The 17,656-nt window shown below is 70.9% G+C and carries 15 protein-coding genes and 1 tRNA gene; 11 read left to right on the plus strand and 5 right to left on the minus strand.

All coding sequences use genetic code 11. The annotated features are described in order from the left end of the window. Positions 1-1,156: 1,156 nt before the first annotated feature. Positions 1,157-1,435: a DUF397 domain-containing protein gene (locus tag ACIPPS_RS23680; protein WP_401435414.1), complete on the minus strand. Its 279-nt coding sequence runs from the start codon at positions 1,433-1,435 to the stop codon at positions 1,157-1,159. Continuing rightward, a complete protein-coding gene (locus tag ACIPPS_RS23685) occupies positions 1,395-2,243 on the minus strand; it encodes a Scr1 family TA system antitoxin-like transcriptional regulator (protein ID WP_401435417.1) in 849 nt (282 codons plus the stop codon). Before ACIPPS_RS23685 ends, ACIPPS_RS23680 begins: the two co-directional genes overlap by 41 nt. An 84-nt stretch (positions 2,244-2,327) precedes the next feature. Between ACIPPS_RS23685 and ACIPPS_RS23690 the strand changes: the two genes are divergently transcribed. From ACIPPS_RS23690 to ACIPPS_RS23700, 3 genes are all read left to right on the plus strand, one after another. After that, a complete protein-coding gene (locus ACIPPS_RS23690; RefSeq protein WP_401435419.1) occupies positions 2,328-2,744 on the plus strand; it encodes an ATP-binding protein in 417 nt (138 codons plus the stop codon). Positions 2,745-2,947: 203 nt separating this feature from the next. Continuing rightward, positions 2,948-3,997, plus strand: a complete 1,050-nt coding sequence (locus ACIPPS_RS23695) for an ABC transporter substrate-binding protein (RefSeq protein WP_401435422.1) — start codon at positions 2,948-2,950, stop codon at positions 3,995-3,997. A 3-nt stretch (positions 3,998-4,000) separates the two neighbouring features. Then, positions 4,001-4,936 carry a siderophore-interacting protein gene (locus tag ACIPPS_RS23700; protein WP_401435424.1) on the plus strand — a complete coding sequence of 312 codons (936 nt, stop codon included), beginning with the start codon at positions 4,001-4,003 and terminating at the stop codon, positions 4,934-4,936. Between the two features lie 220 nt (positions 4,937-5,156). Here ACIPPS_RS23700 and ACIPPS_RS23705 read toward each other — a convergent pair whose 3' ends face one another. Then, positions 5,157-6,758, minus strand: a complete 1,602-nt coding sequence (locus ACIPPS_RS23705) for a beta-N-acetylhexosaminidase (protein ID WP_401435427.1) — start codon at positions 6,756-6,758, stop codon at positions 5,157-5,159. Between the two features lie 256 nt (positions 6,759-7,014). On the opposite strand from ACIPPS_RS23705, the gene ACIPPS_RS23710 reads away from it, so the two are divergent. Beyond that, positions 7,015-7,290 carry a hypothetical protein gene (locus ACIPPS_RS23710; RefSeq protein ID WP_361969256.1) on the plus strand — a complete coding sequence of 92 codons (276 nt, stop codon included), beginning with the start codon at positions 7,015-7,017 and terminating at the stop codon, positions 7,288-7,290. Positions 7,291-7,324: 34 nt separating this feature from the next. After that, complete coding sequence (gene glmS, locus ACIPPS_RS23715) at positions 7,325-9,142, plus strand: glutamine--fructose-6-phosphate transaminase (isomerizing) (RefSeq protein ID WP_401435430.1); 1,818 nt, start codon at positions 7,325-7,327, stop codon at positions 9,140-9,142. 250 nt (positions 9,143-9,392) lie between these two features. On the opposite strand, the gene ACIPPS_RS23720 is transcribed toward glmS, so the two are convergent. Further along, positions 9,393-9,956: a GPR1/FUN34/YaaH family transporter gene (locus ACIPPS_RS23720; protein WP_401435433.1), complete on the minus strand. Its 564-nt coding sequence runs from the start codon at positions 9,954-9,956 to the stop codon at positions 9,393-9,395. 165 nt (positions 9,957-10,121) lie between these two features. Then, positions 10,122-10,643: a universal stress protein gene (locus tag ACIPPS_RS23725; protein WP_401435435.1), complete on the minus strand. Its 522-nt coding sequence runs from the start codon at positions 10,641-10,643 to the stop codon at positions 10,122-10,124. A gap of 330 nt (positions 10,644-10,973) precedes the next feature. Between ACIPPS_RS23725 and ACIPPS_RS23730 the strand changes: the two genes are divergently transcribed. The 6 genes from ACIPPS_RS23730 (at position 10,974) to aspT (ACIPPS_RS23755) (ending at position 17,601) form a co-directional block, all read left to right on the plus strand. Next, positions 10,974-11,414, plus strand: a complete 441-nt coding sequence (locus ACIPPS_RS23730) for a hypothetical protein (protein ID WP_401435437.1) — start codon at positions 10,974-10,976, stop codon at positions 11,412-11,414. 397 nt (positions 11,415-11,811) lie between these two features. Further along, the gene (locus ACIPPS_RS23735) at positions 11,812-12,984 is read left to right on the plus strand and encodes a helix-turn-helix domain-containing protein (protein ID WP_401435440.1); all 1,173 of its coding nucleotides are present in this window, start codon (positions 11,812-11,814) and stop codon (positions 12,982-12,984) included. 207 nt (positions 12,985-13,191) lie between these two features. Then, positions 13,192-13,794: an oligoribonuclease gene (gene orn, locus ACIPPS_RS23740; RefSeq protein WP_401435443.1), complete on the plus strand. Its 603-nt coding sequence runs from the start codon at positions 13,192-13,194 to the stop codon at positions 13,792-13,794. Positions 13,795-13,946: 152 nt separating this feature from the next. Next, positions 13,947-14,019: transfer RNA gene (locus tag ACIPPS_RS23745), tRNA-His, on the plus strand. Between the two features lie 186 nt (positions 14,020-14,205). After that, the gene (gene aspT / locus ACIPPS_RS23750) at positions 14,206-15,888 is read left to right on the plus strand and encodes an aspartate-alanine antiporter (RefSeq protein ID WP_401435445.1); all 1,683 of its coding nucleotides are present in this window, start codon (positions 14,206-14,208) and stop codon (positions 15,886-15,888) included. A 9-nt stretch (positions 15,889-15,897) separates the two neighbouring features. Next, positions 15,898-17,601: an aspartate-alanine antiporter gene (gene aspT, locus ACIPPS_RS23755; protein WP_401435447.1), complete on the plus strand. Its 1,704-nt coding sequence runs from the start codon at positions 15,898-15,900 to the stop codon at positions 17,599-17,601. Positions 17,602-17,656 lie beyond the last annotated feature (55 nt).

Genomic DNA, 17,656 nt, shown 5'->3' on the forward strand with positions numbered 1-17,656 from the left:
GGGCCCGGAGCCGGGCGGCCGGAAGCCGGGGCGGCCCGGAGCCGGGCGGCCGGAAGCCGGGGCGGCCCGGAGCCGGGCGGCCGGAAGCCGGGGCGGCCCGGAGCCGGGCGGCCGGAAGCCGGGGCGGTTGGGAGCCGGGCGGTCCGGAGCCGGGCGGTCCGGAGCCGGGCGGTCCGGAGCCGGGGCCTTGCGGGTCTCTGGCTTCCTGGGCGGTCGAGGCCCTGGGCCCGGTGAGTCTCTGGCTCGGCCGCCCTCGTTCCGAGTGTGGCGGGTTCCACCGGCGCCTCAAGGGCGCTCCTTCGTCGCGTCGCTTCGCGATGGCCTGACGGCCACCCTTGACCCGCCGCCTCCACCCGCCTTTTCACACTCGGAGGGCGGCCGGGGGGCGTGGCCACGCGACCAGGCCGGGGGCGGCGCGGCTCGGCTCAGCGCCCGCAGCCCGGCGGGTGGGACAACGCGGCGGTGGAATGGGGCGGCCCGGCGACGCCAAGCGTCCGCCCCCCGGTGGACAACCAGACATCATGCCCCGCTGGTCACCCTGGGTGGGTGGAGCGACGGTAACTGCCCGGACTACGCCTGCGGGACGTCGAATACCCCCGAAACGGCCCCCACCGAGGGCAGTTACCGCGAGTACGCCGCACTTTCTCCGGTTCAGACCCGCAGAACGGCAACCGGCGGCACCGGAAGCTCCGCCGACGACGGCAACCGCGCGAAGTCGCCCCCACCGTCCGATTCGTCCCCGCAGGCGGGCCATTGGCGCGGTGCTACCGCGAGTACGGCGCAGTTACACCCGTCGGCCCCGACTCTCACCACCCACCGGGCAGTGACCAGCGGGGCATGAGGCCCGGCCGCCCACCGGCCGTCGCGCCGCCAAGCCGTGCCGGGCCGCCCCATTCCACTGCCGCGCCATCCCACCCACGCGGCCGCAGGCGCCGATCCCAGCTCAGACACCCGCCCGGCCCCCCGCGTGGCCACGCCCCCCCCCGGCCGCCCCCCTCGTCCCTCAGGCGACCGGGGGCGGTGGGTCAAGGGTGGAGCGTTAGCGGAATCGGCGTAGCCGACGCGACGAAGGAGCGCCCTTGACGCACCGACCCCGGTCGCCACACTCAGAACGAGGGTGGCCGGACCAGAGGCTCGCGAGGGTCCGTCGCCACGGTCAGCCGAGGAGACCTTCGGCCGTGGCCGTCACGAACGCGGAGAACGCGGCGGGGCTCGCCAGGAAGACGGGGCCCTCGGGGTCCTTGGAGTCCCGGACGGCGACGTGAGCGGCGAGGTCGGCGACCTCGATGCACTCGCCTCCGGTATTGCCGCTATAGCTGGACTTACGCCAGGCCGTGGCGCCAAGGGGCGCGCACTCAATGCAGTCGCCACCGTTGGGGCCGCTGTAGCTGGACTTACGCCACTGCGCGCTGGTCAGGCCCTGGTTGGTCCCCATAACGTTCCTCCATCACGCGCATGATCAGTTCCGCTGAATCCTCCACGGAGAGGGCGGACGCCTGCAAGTGAGCGTAACGAAGAGCGGCTTCCTTGACCGTGTCGGAATCGGCGGTCATGTGTCCCGCGATGAGGTCCTCCGTGTAAACGATGTCCGGATCGCCGTCGAACCGAAGCGCAGTAAAGGATCCGATCAGGCTGGCGTGCTCACCCGCCGCGAAGGGCAGTACCTGGATCCGCAACCAGCGGTTGGCTCGGAAACCCAAAAGGTTCGCGAGTTGGTTTCGCATGGCCTCTCGGCCCCCGATCGGCCGATGCAACGCCGCCTCGTCCAGGATGACCCAGGCCATCGGCGGCTGCTTCCTGTTCAGGATGCGCTGGCGCTCCATTCGAGCAGCCAACAGCCCTTCGAGGTCGTCGGGCAGACCCGTCACCAACACCGCCCGCGCGTACTCCTCCGTCTGGAGCAACCCGTACACGAGCTGCGCCTGGTACGTAGAGATGTACGTCGCCTTCGCCTCCATCTCCGCATACGGCTGGAACCACGTAGGCAACTGGCTCTTCAGAACCAACCCCACCAGCCGCGAGAACAACCCGCCCGTCATCAGCGCCGCGTCGAGCCGTTCCGAGAACTCGCGTGTGGGGACCTTCTTCGCCGTCTCTATCTGGCCGATCAGCGACGCCGTGCAGTAGACGATGTCGCCCAACTGCTGCTGGTTCAGCCCCGCCTCCTCCCTCAACCGGCGGAGTTCCGAGCCGTAATAGTCCAGCGGCGAGGCGCTCGGATCCAGACTGCGGATGTTGGCCACGACGAGGTCACCCCCAAGCTCACGCATCGCTGCGTTCGTTTCGCTCCGTAGCCGAGCGTAACCAGATCACCCCACTCTGGTGCCATGAATCACGCAACCGACCTCTATCCGGCGGAACTTCGCCACAGCTACCGCATGGGCTTCACCGTCGGTGAGCACTCCGCCGGTCACATGCGCCGCATCCTGCGCATGTTCCTCCACCGTTGGGGGCTCGACCACCTCACCGACGCCGCCGAACTCGCGCTCACCGAGCTCGTCGCCAACGTCGTACGGCACGTTCCCGGGCGCCGCTGCACCGTGCTGATCCTGCGGGAGCCGCACGCCCTGCGGGTGGAGGTGGCCGACCCGGCGCCCGGGTCGCTCTACGCGAAGGCGGCCGATCCGCTCGCGGAGGGCGGGCGGGGGCTCACGCTCGTCGAGGCCGTGACCGACCGATGGGGCGTGGAGCCGTCCGCCGACGGCAAGACGGTCTGGTTCGAGTGCGACAGCGCACCGGCCTGAACCTGCCCACCCCGCCGACCCGCTGACCCGCCGACCCGTCACTCCGCCCAACCCGCCGACCCGCCGACCCGTCACCCCGCCCGGCCCGCCGACCCGTCGCCCCCGCTCCGACCGGAACCCACCCCTCCAGATCGACAGAAGTTAGGTTACCCTACCCTCACATCGCCCAGGCCTGACCGGCCCGCACCGAAAGCGACTTCGCCATGCCCAGCAACGCCCGAGCCACCTCCCTCACCCGTCGCGGTCTGCTCGCCGCAGGCGGCGCCCTCGGGCTCGGCGCCGCGCTCGCCGCCTGCGGCAGCGAGAAGGCCGGAAGCGACGCTTCCTCCGGCACCTCGGAGAAGGCCGGCCCCTGGAAGTTCACCGACGACCGGGGCGCCGCCGTCGAGGCGAAGTCCACGCCGAAGAACATCGTCGCCTTCACCGGCATGGCCGCCGCCCTCAAGGACTTCGGCATCGAGGTCAAGGGCGTCTTCGGTCCGACCACGGTCAAGGACCCGAAGACGGGCGAGGTGAAGCCGGACGTCCAGGCGGGCGACCTCGACATCGCCAAGGTCAAGGTGATCGGCAACGTCTGGGGCGAGTTCAAGATCGAGGAGTACCTCAAGCTCAACCCGGACGTCCTCATCACGGACATGTGGGAGAAGAACGACCTCTGGTACGTCCCGGCCGAGCAGAAGGACAAGATCCTCAAGGTCGCCCCGAGCGTCGCCCTGTGGGCCTCGGACAAGTCCATGCCGTTCGTGCTCCAGCGCCACGTCGACCTCGCGGCCTCCCTCGGCGCCGACGTGAAGACCAAGAAGGTCCAGGACGACAAGGCCCGCTTCGAGGCGGCCGCCGAGCGCGTCCGGCAGGCCGCCAAGGCCAAGAAGGACATCAAGGTCCTGATCGGCTCCGGTTCCCCCGACCTGTTCTACGTCTCCACCCCGGTCCGGCCGACCGACACGCTCTACTTCAAGGAGCTGGGCGTCAACCTGGTCACCCCGACCGCGCTCGACCAGGGCGGCTGGTTCGAGGGTCTCAGCTGGGAGAACGTCGACAAGTACCAGGCCGACATCATCATGCTCGACAACCGCACCTCGGCCCTCCAGCCCGAGGCGCTCAAGGCCAAGCCGACGTGGGCCGCGCTGCCCGCCGTCAAGGCCGGCCAGGTCATACCGCGTGTGACCGAGCCGATCTACTCGTACGCCAAGTGCGCCCCGCTCCTCGAGGACCTGGCCAAGGCCCTGGAGAACGCGAAGAAGGTGTCCTGACCCATGGCGAACGCCGAGACCGCCCCGTTCCAGTTCTTCCGCCTCCAGGTCGACCGGACGAGGCGGCTCGGCCCGTCGCTGGTCCGTGTCACCTTCACCGGCGAGGACCTGACGTCCTTCGCCTCCGGCGGGCGCGACCAGTCGCTCTCCCTCTTCCTCCCGCACCCGGGCCAGCAGGCCCCGGTCCTGCCGCCGTTGGACGACGGCGCGGACATGTACGCGATCCTCGGCGCCTGGCGCGCGATGCCGGCCGACGAGCGGGCCGTGATGCGCTCGTACACCGTCCGCGAGCAGCGTCCCGGCCCCGTCGGCCGGACCGACGGACAGACCGGGGGTCTGAGCGACGGCCGGACCGTCGGCCAGAGCGACGGCCGGACCGACAGCCCGACCGGCGGACAGGCCGAGGTCGACATCGACTTCGCCCTCCACGAGGACGGCGGCCCCGCCGGCCGCTGGGCGCGGCAGGCATCGCCCGGTGACCGCGTCGTCGTGCTCGGCCCCGCGACGCCCGCCAACACCGCCGTACGCTTCCAGCTCCCGCCCGACGCCGACTCCGTCCTCCTCTGGGCCGACGAGACGGCCCTGCCGGCCGCCGCAGCGATCCTGGAGTGGCTGCCCGCCGGCACGCCCGCGCAGGTCTACCTCGAAGTCCCGTACTCCGGTGACCGGATCGAGCTGACCACCGAGGCCGACGCCACCGTCACCTGGCTGGTGCGGGAGGAGGGCGCACCGTCCGCCGTGGACGCGGTGCGCGCCGCCGAGTTGCCGGGCGGGGCTCCGTACGTCTGGATCGCGGGCGAGTCGGGTTCGGTGAAGGAGCTGCGCCGCCACTTCGTACGCGAGCGTGAACTCGACCGCCGCCGCGTCACGTTCGTCGGCTACTGGCGCAAGGGCCTCTCCGAGGACGCCCTGCGCGAGACGCCCGAGGACGCGGCGTAGCGACCGGCGCGGGCCCGGCGGAGAGTACGGTCCTCCGCCGGGCCCGTGCTTCGTTCGACCCAACCGTGCGCCGGGCCCGCGCTTCGTTCGACCCAACCGTGCGCCGGGCCCGCGCTTCCTTCGACCCAACCGTGCGCCGGGCCCGCGCTTCGTTCGACCCAACCGTGCGCCGGGCCCGCGCCTCGTTCCATTCAGCCGTCGGCCGGGCCCGCGCTGCGTCCTACTCAGCCGCGGGCCACGGCACCTGCGGCGACCGGTAGTAGTCGATGCCCAGCGCCTCGAACCGCGGCCCCTGCGCCGCGAGCCGGAGCTTGTACGCGTCCCAGTCGTGCGTGGCCGCCGGGGACCAGCCCAGTTCGGCCACGCCCGGCAGGCGCGGGAAGGCCATCTGGTCGATGTGCGCGCTCTGCGAGAGGGTCTCCGTCCAGAGCGGCGCCTCGACGCCCTTCACGGCCTCGGCGGGCGCCCCCGGGAGGTAGGCGGCCGGATTCCAGTCGTACGACCTGTCGACCTCGACGTAGCCGGCCCAGGCGAGGCCCAGCTTGGTGTCCTTGGTGTACTTCATGTCGAGGTAGACCCGGTCGGCGGGCGAGAGGATCAGCCCGGTGCCGTTGCGCGCCGCCGCGGCGACCTGCTCCTTCTCCGCGGCGCTCGTGCGGTCGAGGCCCCAGTACTGGGCGAGGGCGCCCTTGGCGGGCGTGGCGCCCGTCAGCTGGTGCCAGCCGACGACGGTCTTGCCGTACTTCGCGACGATCGGCTGGACCCGCTCCATGAAGGCCACGTAGTCCTCGTGGGGCGTGGAGTGCGCCTCGTCGCCGCCGATGTGGAGGTATCTGCCCGGGGTGATCGCGGCGAGCTCGCGGATGACGTCGTCCACGAAGTCGTACGTGATGTCCTTCGGCACGCACAGGGAGCTGAAGCCGACGGCGGTGCCGGTGTAGAGCGGCGGGGCGACGCCGTCGCAGTTCAGCTCGGCGTAGGAGGCGAGGGCCGCGTTGGTGTGGCCGGGCAGGTCGATCTCGGGGACGACCTCCTGGTGGCGGGAGGCCGCGTAGCGGACGATCTCCTTGTAGTCGGCCTTCGTGTAGTAGCCGCCGGGGCCGCCGCCGACCTGGGTGGAGCCGCCGTAGGTGGCGAGCCGGGGCCAGGAGTCGATGGCGATGCGCCAGCCCTGGTCGTCGGAGAGGTGCAGGTGCAGCTTGTTCACCTTGTAGAGGGCGAGCTGGTCGATGTACCGCTTGACCTGTTCGACGGTGAAGAAGTGGCGGGAGACGTCGAGCATCGCGCCGCGGTAGGCGTAGCGCGGGGTGTCGGTGATGGTGCCGCCGGCGATCTTCCAGGGCCCGGGCTGGACGGTCTTCTTCTCCACGGCTGCCGGGAGTTGCTGGCGCAGGGTCTGGACGCCGCGGAAGAGGCCGGTGGGCTTGTGGGCGGTGAGGGTGATGCCGGCGGTTCCGGACTCCAGCCGGTAGCCCTCGTCGCCGAGCGCCTTCTCGCCGCCGCTGAGGCGGAGCCGGATGCCGCCGCGCGCGTCGTCCTCGTCGACGACGCGCAGGGGGTGGCCGGTGGAGGGGCGAAGGATCCCGGCGAGGTAGTCGGCGACGGCGCGGGAGTCGCGGGAGTGCTCGTCGATCCGGATGCGGGTGGCGGCGGTGATCGTGTACGGCTGTCCGGCCGGGGCCACGGAGGCCGGGACCGGGACGATCTGGCCGAGCGGACGGGTCTCCGGGGCGGCGGTGGGGCCGACGGCGGAGTGGCTGACGGGGGCGGCCCCGACGCAGGAGATGCCGGCCGCCGTAAGGAGCAGCACGGCGCCGAGCATGCGGGGAAGCGTTCTGCGCTGTCTCACAGACTTGGTCCCTTTCGATGGGCTTCCGATGGGCCTCGCGGCTGTGGATATGCGTATCCGAACAGTCACCATGCGTACCGCGCACCCCTCCCGTGGTCAAGGTGTAGACCAATTTCTCCCTCAGGGAGGTGTAGACCAGTTCCCCCTCGGGCCGGTGATCATGAAGGTATCTGCCCGAATTCGGGCAGGATTCTTGCGAAGCGCCGGGGGTACCCCTCAGTATTCACAGGTGCTCGATCGCCGCCCGTCGCATGACGACCTCATCGACCACCTGGTGCGTAGCACCGCGCTCCAGCGCGGTGAGGCCGCCCGGGTGGTGCTCGACGTGCTGGCGTACTTCGACGAGTCGACCGAGGACTTCGTCCGTCGCCGCCACCGCGAACTGCAGTCCGGCGGCGCCGTGAACGCCGAGATCTTCGAACGCATCGCGGCGGAACTGCCGCACCGCGCCGTGGCGCCACCGGAGCTCTCGCTCCGGCAGCTGCGCCGCATCGTCTACGGCTGAGCACGCTCACCAACCTGGAGGGGTAAGAACCTTTATGTGTGGAATCGTCGGTTACATCGGAAAGCGCGACGTGGCCCCGCTGCTGCTGGAAGGCCTGCAGCGGCTGGAGTACCGGGGGTACGACTCCGCCGGCATCGTCATCACCAGCCCGAAGGCCACCGGCCTGAAGATGGTCAAGGCCAAGGGCCGGGTCCGTGACCTGGAGGCCCGTGTCCCCAAGCGCTTCACCGGCACCACCGGCATCGCCCACACCCGCTGGGCCACCCACGGCGCGCCGAGCGACATCAACTCGCACCCGCACCTGGACCCGGAGAACAAGGTCGCGGTCGTCCACAACGGCATCGTCGACAACGCCCAGGAGCTCCGCGCCAAGCTGGAGGCCGACGGCGTCGTCTTCGCCTCCGAGACCGACACCGAGGTCATCACCCACCTGATCGCCCGCTCCCAGGCCACCACCCTGGAGGAGAAGGTCCGCGAGGCGCTCAAGGTCATCGAGGGCACCTACGGCATCGCGGTCATGCACGCCGAGTTCAACGACCGCATCGTGGTGGCCCGCAACGGCTCCCCGGTCGTCCTCGGCATCGGCGAGAAGGAGATGTTCGTCGCCTCCGACGTCGCCGCCCTGATCGCCCACACCCGCCAGGTCGTCACCCTCGACGACGGCGAGATGGCCACGCTGAAGGCCGACGACTTCCGTACGTACACGACCTCGGGCGCCACCACGACGGCCACCCCGGAGACCGTGGAGTGGGAGGCCGCCTCCTACGACATGGGCGGCCACGACACGTACATGCACAAGGAGATCTCCGAGCAGCCCGACGCGGTCGACCGCGTGCTGCGCGGCCGGATCGACGACCGGTTCTCCACCGTCCACCTGGGCGGCCTGAACCTGGACGCCCGCGAGGCCCGCACGATCCGCCGGATCAAGATCCTCGGCTGTGGCACCTCGTACCACGCCGGCCTCATCGGCGCCGGGCTCATCGAGTCCATGGCCCGTATCCCCGCCGACGCCGAGCCGGCCTCGGAGTTCCGCTACCGCAACCCGGTCGTGGACCCCGACACCCTCTACATCGCCGTCTCCCAGTCCGGTGAGACGTACGACGTGCTGGCCGCCGTGCAGGAGCTGAAGCGCAAGGGCGCCCGTGTCATCGGCGTCGTCAACGTGGTCGGCTCGGCCATCGCCCGCGAGGCCGACGGCGGCGTGTACGTGCACGCGGGCCCCGAGGTCTGCGTCGTCTCCACCAAGTGCTTCACCAACACGGTGACCGCCTTCGCGCTGATCGCCCTGCACCTGGGCCGCATCCGCGACCTGTCGGTGACCGACGGCAAGCGGATCATCGAGGGCCTGCGCAAGCTGCCCGGCCAGATCAGCGAGATCCTCGAGACCGAGGACGAGATCAAGAAGATCGCCGAGGCGTACGCGGGCGCCCAGTCGATGATGTTCATCGGCCGCGTGCGGGGCTACCCCGTCGCCCTGGAGGCCTCCCTGAAGCTCAAGGAGATCTCGTACATCCACGCCGAGGCGTACCCGGCCTCCGAGCTGAAGCACGGCCCGCTCGCGCTGATCGAGCCCGCCCTGCCGACGGTCGCGATCGTCCCCGACGACGACCTGCTGGAGAAGAACCGCGCCGCCCTCGAGGAGATCAAGGCCCGTTCCGGCCGTATCCTCGCCGTCGCGCACCAGCCGCAGGCGAAGGCCGACCACACCATCGTCGTGCCGAAGAACGAGGACGAGCTGGACCCGATCCTGATGGGCATCCCGCTCCAGCTCCTCGCCTACCACACGGCGCTCGCCATGGGCCGCGACATCGACAAGCCGCGCAACCTGGCCAAGTCCGTCACGGTCGAGTAGCCGGCGGTCCCCCGCTCCGGCGAAGCCGAGAGCAGGGGGACTCCGGGCCTGTCCCCCGGAGCTCTCGACCACGGCCGGGAAAGCCCGTCCGCCCGTCTTCCGGACCTGTCCCCGGAGGGCCGGACGCCCGGCCGGACACGAAGCGGTCCCCGCGCACCTCACCGGTGCGCGGGGACCGCTTTTTTCTCGAGACGAGACGTCAGCCGGGTCTCGGCCCGGGTCTCGCCCGGGACGGCGGCCCGCCGTGGCGTCAGCTCGCCGGCGCCGCCCTGCGGCCCGAGCGGCTCACCGACGTCGGCCAGTGGGCCACCGCCGCCGTCGCGCCGTACCAGGCCGCCAGGCCCGCCACCGCGGCGACCCAGCCGCCCGCCTTCGCCAGACCGCCGTTGCCGGCGAGGGCCCCGATGCCGAGCAGCAGCAGCGCGACGAACAGCAGCCCGTAGACGCCCTGTCCGAACAGACCACTGCCCGCGGACGCCATGGTCAGGGTGAGCGCGAGGAGCGCCCACAGCAGCAGGAAGAGACCGCTCGCCTCGGCCGACCCGCCGTCGCCGACCCCGGTCCCCCAGGTGAACCAGAAGGCGCCGAGCGCCGAATAGGCGGTGCCCTCACCGGCGTCGCCCGCCCGCAGGGCGAGCAGTCCGACGAGGAAGAGCGCCACCCCGCCGACCCAGGTGGCGAGGGATGCGGCGTCCGACGCCGCGACGTTGTCGATGACGCCGGTGCTGCCGACGCCGAAGGCCAGCAGGGTCAGTCCGAGCGCGAGGTGGCCGAGAGTGGAGGTCGTGTTTCCCGCGGCGACGTCATTGTCCACGGCGGGCTCCCTTCAGATGCGCAGTTGTGCTGCGTGAGCTGCTTGTTTCCGGTGACCTTTAACTACCCTTCACAAGCACACAAATCACCTGGCGGTGGCCGAAATTATCGCCGCGCCAAGGGAGTTGACGCGGCGCGGAGAGAGTCGGGGCTCAGGGACGGGCGGTCACGGGATGACGATCACGGGCCGCTGCGCGCGCTTGGCGAGCCGGCCGGCCACCGAGCCGAAGAGCCGGCCGACGATCCCGTGCGTCGAGCCGACCACGATCGCGTCGGCGGAGTACTCCCGGCCGACCTCCTCCAGCTCGTGGCAGATGTCGCCGCCGCGCTCGACGAGGATCCAGGGCACCTCGGCCAGGTAGTCCGCGCAGGCGAGCTCCAGACCGAGCACCTCGGTGCGGTGGTCCGGGACGTCGACGAAGACCGGCGGCTCGCACCCCGCCCAGACGGTGGTGGGGAGCCGGTTGGCCACGTGCACGATGATCAGGCCGGAGCCGGAGCGGCGCGCCATGCCGATGGCGTACGCGAGGGCCCGCTCACTGGAGGTCGAGCCGTCGAAGCCGACGACCACTCCGTGCTGAAAGGCGGGATCACAGGAGTGACGTGGCTGTTCCACCGCGAGGGGGTCGACCGTGGAATCGGCGACGCGCTTGCGGTCCGCGGGTTCGGGGAATTCGTGACCGGCCATCGGTGTCTCGGCGAAGAAGATCCTTGTGGGAAGGGAAAGCGAAGGTCGTACGGAACAACTGTCGGCGGAGCTGTGTCCGGGAATCATCTTCCCAAGCCCATACCCCCAAGGGTACGGCGACACCTCTCTCCTGCCCAGAGCCGTCCATGCCCACACGCGGGGCCCGCACGGCGTTCCAGGGAGCATGCACGAGCCCGTCCCGTTATGGCAATGCCGCTTGTGCCCTACAGGTGTCCGTACGGGGGGCCAAACGGACGCCCCCGACAGTGACCGGAACGTTCCGCTTCTCGTTGCCACAGGTCCAGTCACCCGTCGCAGGGAGCCCCGCCCGTGCCCGCACCAACGGCCGCCGCCACCGCCCGCCCCGCCGACCTCCACGCGCCCGCCTCCCCCGCCGCCCCGGCGCGAGGACCCGGCCGCCGACGCTCCCCGGAGCCGCCGGGGCGCGCGACGGAGAACGCGGCGGGGGGCGGGGCGGGGGCCGCCTCGGGGGCCGGGTCCGCCGGGGCGGCGGACTCGGCCGCGGAGTCGGCGGGCGACGTCGTCCGGTGGGCCGCCTTCTGCTGCGTCCTGGTCCCGGTCGTGCTCGTGGCCTACGGCACCTCGCTGGGCGGGGCCGTCGGGACGGCGCTCGGGCTCGCGGCGGTGACGGCGGTCTGCCGGGTGCTGCTGCGCCGTGCGGAGCACGGTCTGCGGGCCGAGGCGGCGGCTCCTCGCGCGACCCCCCGCGCCCACCGCTCGCACGGCGGCCGGAACCACCGCCAGGGCTGAGGAACCCCCCGCGAAGCTGACGCATTCGCACACTCACACCCATGCGTTTTCAGCCAAGTTCCAGATGCCGGCGAGTCCTTGGCGGAATGTCCCCTCAACCCTGGTGCCACCAGGCCCGAAAGCCTCGTGGCGGGCCCACGCACCCTACGGGGACGGGCCATGCGGGGGACGCGCACTTCCCTGCGCGGCCCACGAGTGGAACCCTTCGTGATCGAATGCTTCGCGCCAAGTTGCCTTGTCGACAATGTGCCGGATCGAGAACTTGTCACGCCGGCGCCACGGAACACAGTAGATTCGATCATGGGTATCGAAGACTGGGGTCTCGTGCAAAACCGAGGGGAATCGTGCAGGAGCGACAGGACCAGGGAGACGCGAACACCGAGGGGGGCTTAGCGTCATGAGCCAGGACTCCGCCGTAACGGAGGCCGCACGGAAGTTGTCCGGGCGCCGCCGCCGCGAAGTAGTCGCGGTGCTGCTGTTCAGCGGCGGCCCCATCTTCGAGAGCTCCATCCCGCTCTCCGTGTTCGGCATCGACCGGCAGGACGCCGGAGTACCGCGTTACCGGCTGCTGGTGTGCGCCGGCGAGGACGGCCCGCTGCGGACCACAGGGGGCCTCGAACTGACCGCGCCGTACGGCCTGGACGCGATCAGCCGCGCCGGCACCGTCGTCGTGCCGGCCTGGCGGTCGATCACCTCGCCGCCGCCGCCGGAAGCACTCGAAGCGCTGCGCCGGGCACACGAAGAGGGCGCGCGGATCGTCGGGCTGTGCACCGGCGCGTTCGTGCTCGCCGCCGCCGGGCTGCTCGACGGCCGCCCGGCCACCACACACTGGATGTACGCGCCGACGCTCGCGAAGCGCTATCCCTCGGTCCACGTGGACCCGCGGGAGCTCTTCGTCGACGACGGGGACGTCCTGACGTCGGCCGGCACCGCGGCCGGAATCGACCTCTGTCTGCACATCGTGCGGACCGACCACGGCGCGGAGGCCGCGGGCGCCCTGGCGCGCCGGCTGGTCGTCCCGCCGCGGCGCAGCGGCGGGCAGGAGCGCTATCTCGACAGGTCTTTACCTGAGGAGATCGGCGCCGACCCGCTCGCGGAGGTCGTCGCCTGGGCCCTGGAGCACCTCCACGAGCAGTTCGACGTGGAGACGCTCGCGGCCCGCGCGTACATGTCACGGCGTACGTTCGACCGGCGCTTCCGGTCGCTGACGGGGTCCGCCCCGCTCCAGTGGCTGATCACCCAGCGGGTGCTCCAGGCGCAGCGGCTGCTCGAGACCTCCGACTACTCGGTCGACGAGGTCGCGGGACGGTGCGGCTTCCGCTCGCCGGTGGCGCTGCGCGGGCACTTCCGCCGCCAGCTCGGCTCCTCGCCGGCCGCGTACCGCGCGGCCTACCGGGCCCGGCGCCCGCAGGCAGAGACGACGACGGCGGTGCTCGACCCGCTGGTGCCGTCGCAGGGGGCGCAGGTCGTCCGGCGCCCCGGGGGCGGCCCGCTGGACCCGGGCAGGTCGCAGTCCGACGCGTACGCCACCGGGCGCGCGGCCCTGCCGGGCCAGCGCAGCGCCCCCTAGGGGGCGCCCAGATCGCGCGTGCCACAAGCCGCGCCACGTCACAACCGACGGGCGTCCGGGGTCACCTCTCCCGGGCGCCCGTCGGCGCGTGCCCGTCCGCACGCGTCGGTGCATGCCCGTACGCGCCCGTCACCGCAGGCCGGAACGCACTCGCCCCCGTCGACCTGTGCCGGTCCGATCCGGGAGGCACCCCCTAAGGTAGGACGCATGAACGATCGCATGGTGTGGATCGACTGCGAGATGACCGGGCTCTCGTTGACGGACGACGCACTCATCGAGGTGGCCGCACTGGTCACCGACTCGGAACTGAACGTGCTCGGCGACGGCGTGGACATCGTGATCCGTCCGCCGGAGGCGGCCCTGGAGACCATGCCCGAGATCGTGCGCCAGATGCACACCTCCTCGGGCCTCCTCGACGCGCTGGCCGACGGCACGACCCTCGCCGACGCCGAGGCGCAGGTCCTCGCCTACGTGCGCGAGCACGTCAAGGAGCCCGGCAGGGCGCCGCTGTGCGGGAACTCGGTCTCCACCGACCGGGGCTTCCTCTCGCGGGACATGCCGGCGCTGGAGAGCCATCTGCACTACCGGATCGTCGATGTCTCCTCGGTCAAGGAGCTGGCCCGCCGCTGGTACCCGAGGGCGTACTTCAACAGTCCGGAGAAGAGCGGCAACCACCGCGCGCTCGCCGACATCCGCGAGTCCATCGCCGAGCTGCGCTACTACCGCGAGGCGGTCTTCGTCCCGCAGCCCGGACCGGACTCGGACACCGCGAAGCAGATCGCGGCCCGCCACGTCCTCCCGCCGCAGTAGCCCGGCGGACCGGGCAATCCCCCAGCTCGCGCCCCTGACGCCCTGACGGCTCCCTGACGGCCCCCGGTCGAATGCGGGCGCGAGCACCCTCCCGGACCCTGTAGACTTCTTCTCGGCCGGTCGGGGAAACCTTCGGGAAACCGCCGGTCATGGTGGGTGTAGCTCAGCTGGTAGAGCACCTGGTTGTGGTCCAGGATGCCGCGGGTTCGAGTCCCGTCACTCACCCTGAAGGGTCGAGGTCCCGGTTCGAAAGAACCGGGGCCTCGGTCGTTTTCCGGAGCCGTTCAAGCGCACCCGTTCGACGGTCACCCGTTCGGGCGTGACGTCGAGCCCCGGGCCGGAACGGCACGCTAGCGTCGCCCCATGTCCGTTATCTTCACTTCTGTCCGCCCTCGGGCGCGGTGAGGCCGCATGGGAGTCCTCCGTGACAACCCCGAACTGGCCCTCTTCCTCTGCCTCGCCGCCGGCTATCTGCTCGGCAAGCTTCGCGTCGGCCCACTCACCCTCGGCGGCATCTGCGGCACGCTGATCGTCTCGCTGCTGCTCGGCGCCTGGGCGAAGGTCACCATCTCCGACGACGTCAAGACGATCTTCTTCGCGCTCTTCATCTTCTCGCTCGGCTACATGGCCGGTCCGCAGTTCTTCGCCAACCTCAACAAGAAGAGCCTCCGCTTCTTCGCCCTCTGCTTCATCGAACTGGTCTCGGTGGTCGGCATCGCCTACGGGCTCGCCAAGGCCTTCGACCTCGACGTCGGCACCGCCTCGGGCATCCTGGCCGGCGCCGCCACCGAGTCCGCCGTCGTCGGCACGGCCACCGAGGCGATCGGGAACCTCTCCGACCTGACGCAGGACCAGATCACCCAGTACCAGGGCCATGTGGCCACCGCGTACACCGTCTGCTACCTCTTCGGCCTGGTCACCATCGTCATCTACACCAGCCAGATCATGCCGATGCTCCTGCGCATCAACCTCCGGGACGCCTCCCGGGAGCTGTGGGAGCGGCTGCGCGGCGGGGGCGGTGCGCTGGAGGACGACGAGCGCGAGGCGCTGCCCGGCATGGTCGGCCGTACCCATCTGGTGACGACGGCCGACGGCCGGACCGTCGGCGAGCTGGAGGACTCCTTCGGCGGCCGGGTCACCGTCGAGGCGGTGAAGCGGGGCGGCAAGACCCTCACCCCGCCGCCCCGGGACTTCGAGCTGACCCTCTCCGACCTGGTCCTGATGGTCGGCCGGCGGGCCGACATCATCGCGGCGGGCCGGATCATCGGCCCGGAGACCCCGGCCGTCCCCGGCCTCGACACCCCGCTCGCCACCCAGCAGGTCTCCCTGACCGACAGGTCGGTGGTGGGCAAGAGCCTCGACACCCTGCGCAAGGAGCACCCCGAGTTCGCCTCCGGCGGCGTCTACGTCACCGATGTGCTGCGCAACGAACAGCACCTGCCGGCCACGCCCGAGACCGTCGTGCACCGGGGCGACGTCGTCACGCTGGTCGGGGCCCGCTCGGGCCTGGGCAAGCTGGTGTCGAAGATCGGCGCGGTGGTGAAGAACGACGCCACCGACTTCATCTACCTGGGGCTCGGCATCGCCTGCGGCTCGCTGCTCGGCCAGATCGTGGTGACCTTCGGCGACGTCCCCATGTCGCTGGGGACCGGCGGCGGCTGTCTGATCTCGGGGCTCCTCTTCGGCTGGTTCCGCTCCCGTACGCAGACCTTCGGGGCGTTCCCGCCGCAGGCCGCCTCCACGCTCAAGGACATGGGGCTCGCCATCTTCATCGCCTGCACGGGTCTGGTCTCGGGTCCGCAGGCCTGGCCGCTGCTCAAGGAGTACGGGGCGCTGCTGCCGTTCGCCGGGATCGCGATGGTCCTCGTCCCCGCCACGCTCTCGCTGATCGTCGGCCGCAAGCTGCTGAAGATCGAGAAGCCGCTGCTGATCGGGGCCATCGCGGGACAGCAGTGCTCGACGCCCGCGATCACCTCGATCACGCAGGTGGCGCAGAGCTCGGTGCCGATGCTCGGCTACACGATCACGTACACGCTCTCGAACTTCCTGCTCCCGCTGACCGGTCCGTTCCTCGTCGGCGTCCTGGGAGCGTGAGCGGCCTTCATGATCGATTTCCTCAACCGGAACATCTTCCAGCCCCACCCCGAGCTGCTGGTCTTCCTCACCGTCGCCCTCGGCTTCCTCTTCGGCAAGCTCCGCTACCGGGCCATCGCGCTGGGCGCCGTCACCGGCTGTCTGGTGGCGGGGCTGCTGCTCGGGGCGCAGTTCAAGGTGACCGTCGACGGCACGGTGAAGAACCTCTTCTTCACCATGTTCCTCTTCGCGCTCGGCTACAAGGTCGGCCCGCAGTTCTTCCGGGGGCTGAAGAAGGACGGCATGCCCCAGGTGATCAACGCGGTCGTGGTCTGTGTGACCGGCCTGCTGGTCTGCTGGGGCTTCGCGGCGATGCTCGGCTACGGCCCCGGCCTCTCGGCCGGCCTGCTCGGCGGGGCGCTCACCCAGTCCGCCGTCATCGGCGTCGCCCAGGACGCGATCGGCAATCTGCCGGGGCTGTCCGCCGACCAGATCAAGAACGAGGAGAACCTGGTCGCGATCGGCTACGCCGTCACGTATCCGCTCGGCACGATCCTCTGCGCGATGCTGCTCGCCAACGTCATCCCCCGGCTCTACCGCCGGGACCTGGCCGCCGAGTCGGCCGCGCTCGCCGCCGAACTCGACGCCCCCGGGGACAACCCCGACCTCGCCGAGGGCTACTACGAGGTGGTCCTCCGGGCGTACCGACTGGAACGCCCCGATCTCGTGGGCCGGACCATCGACGACTTCGAGCAGCAGCAGAAGGCGCTGGGCCACCGCATCTACCTCACGCGGGTGCGGCGGGACGGCGCCATCCTGGACCACGACCAGTCCACGGTGCTGCGCGAGGGCGACGTGCTCGCGGTGAGCGCGCTGCGGGGTTCGCTCGTCGCCTTCGACGCCCGGACGCACATCGGCGCGGAGACGGACGACGTCGACCTGCTCGGCTACCAGACGGAGACGCTGCACGTCGTCGCCTCGGACAAGGAGCAGCTCGGGAAGAGCATCGCGGAGCTGCGGCGCGAGCCGTTCATGGTCGGCGTCTTCGTCGACAAGCTCTACCGGTCCGGTGCGGAGTTCCCGTACCGGCTCTCCACGAAGCTGGAGCGCGGCGACACCGTCATCCTGTCCGGGCCGAAGCGGCTCGTGGACCCGGCGGGCCGGGCGCTGGGCAAGCCGGTGCCGACCTCGTTCGCCACCGACATGCTCTGGGTCGGGCTCGGCATCTTCCTCGGCGGCTGCGTCGGCATCCCCGCGCTGACCGTGTCGGGCGTGCCGATCTCGCTCTCCACCTCCGGCGGCGCGCTGATCATGGGTCTGGTCTTCGGCTGGATCCGCGGCAGGTACCCGACGTACGGCAATGTCCCGCCGGGCGCCCAGTGGTTCATGGACACCCTGGGGCTCTGCCTCTTCGTCGCCGTCGTCGGCATCAACGCCGGGCCGAGCTTCACCAGCGGTCTCTCGGAGGCCGGCTGGGGGCTGCTGCTGTGGGGCGCGGTCGCCACGGTGATCCCGCTGGTCGTGGGGTTCCTGGTGGGCCACTACGTCCAGAAGATCCGTTTCCCGATCCTGATGGGCGTCCTCGCGGGCGACCAGACGACGACCGCGGCGATCGGCGCGATCAACGAGTCGTCCAAGTCCCAGATCCCGACGCTCGGTTACACGATCCCCTACGCGGTCGGCAACGTGCTGCTGACCATCTGGGGCGCCGTGATCGTCATCCTCCACCACTGACGCCAGGCCGGGCCACGCCACGCCACGCCACGCCACGAAGGAACAGGTGCATCCC

It is taken from the genome of Streptomyces sp. NPDC090127, assembly GCF_044746945.1.
Taxonomy (GTDB): Bacteria; Actinomycetota; Actinomycetes; order Streptomycetales; family Streptomycetaceae; genus Streptomyces.

What these genes read in the sequence shown, in the direction of transcription:
- ACIPPS_RS23680 (WP_401435414.1), bottom strand. Translation starts at nt 1,435, where the DNA reads ATGGGGACCAACCAGGGCCTGACCAGCGCGCAGTGGCGTAAGTCCAGC.
- ACIPPS_RS23690 (WP_401435419.1), top strand. Translation starts at nt 2,328, where the DNA reads ATGAATCACGCAACCGACCTCTATCCGGCGGAACTTCGCCACAGCTAC.
- ACIPPS_RS23695 (WP_401435422.1), top strand. Translation starts at nt 2,948, where the DNA reads ATGCCCAGCAACGCCCGAGCCACCTCCCTCACCCGTCGCGGTCTGCTC.
- ACIPPS_RS23700 (WP_401435424.1), top strand. Translation starts at nt 4,001, where the DNA reads ATGGCGAACGCCGAGACCGCCCCGTTCCAGTTCTTCCGCCTCCAGGTC.
- ACIPPS_RS23705 (WP_401435427.1), bottom strand. Translation starts at nt 6,758, where the DNA reads ATGCTCGGCGCCGTGCTGCTCCTTACGGCGGCCGGCATCTCCTGCGTC.
- glmS (WP_401435430.1), top strand. Translation starts at nt 7,325, where the DNA reads ATGTGTGGAATCGTCGGTTACATCGGAAAGCGCGACGTGGCCCCGCTG.
- ACIPPS_RS23725 (WP_401435435.1), bottom strand. Translation starts at nt 10,643, where the DNA reads ATGGCCGGTCACGAATTCCCCGAACCCGCGGACCGCAAGCGCGTCGCC.
- ACIPPS_RS23735 (WP_401435440.1), top strand. Translation starts at nt 11,812, where the DNA reads ATGAGCCAGGACTCCGCCGTAACGGAGGCCGCACGGAAGTTGTCCGGG.
- orn (WP_401435443.1), top strand. Translation starts at nt 13,192, where the DNA reads ATGAACGATCGCATGGTGTGGATCGACTGCGAGATGACCGGGCTCTCG.
- aspT (WP_401435445.1), top strand. Translation starts at nt 14,206, where the DNA reads ATGGGAGTCCTCCGTGACAACCCCGAACTGGCCCTCTTCCTCTGCCTC.
- aspT (WP_401435447.1), top strand. Translation starts at nt 15,898, where the DNA reads ATGATCGATTTCCTCAACCGGAACATCTTCCAGCCCCACCCCGAGCTG.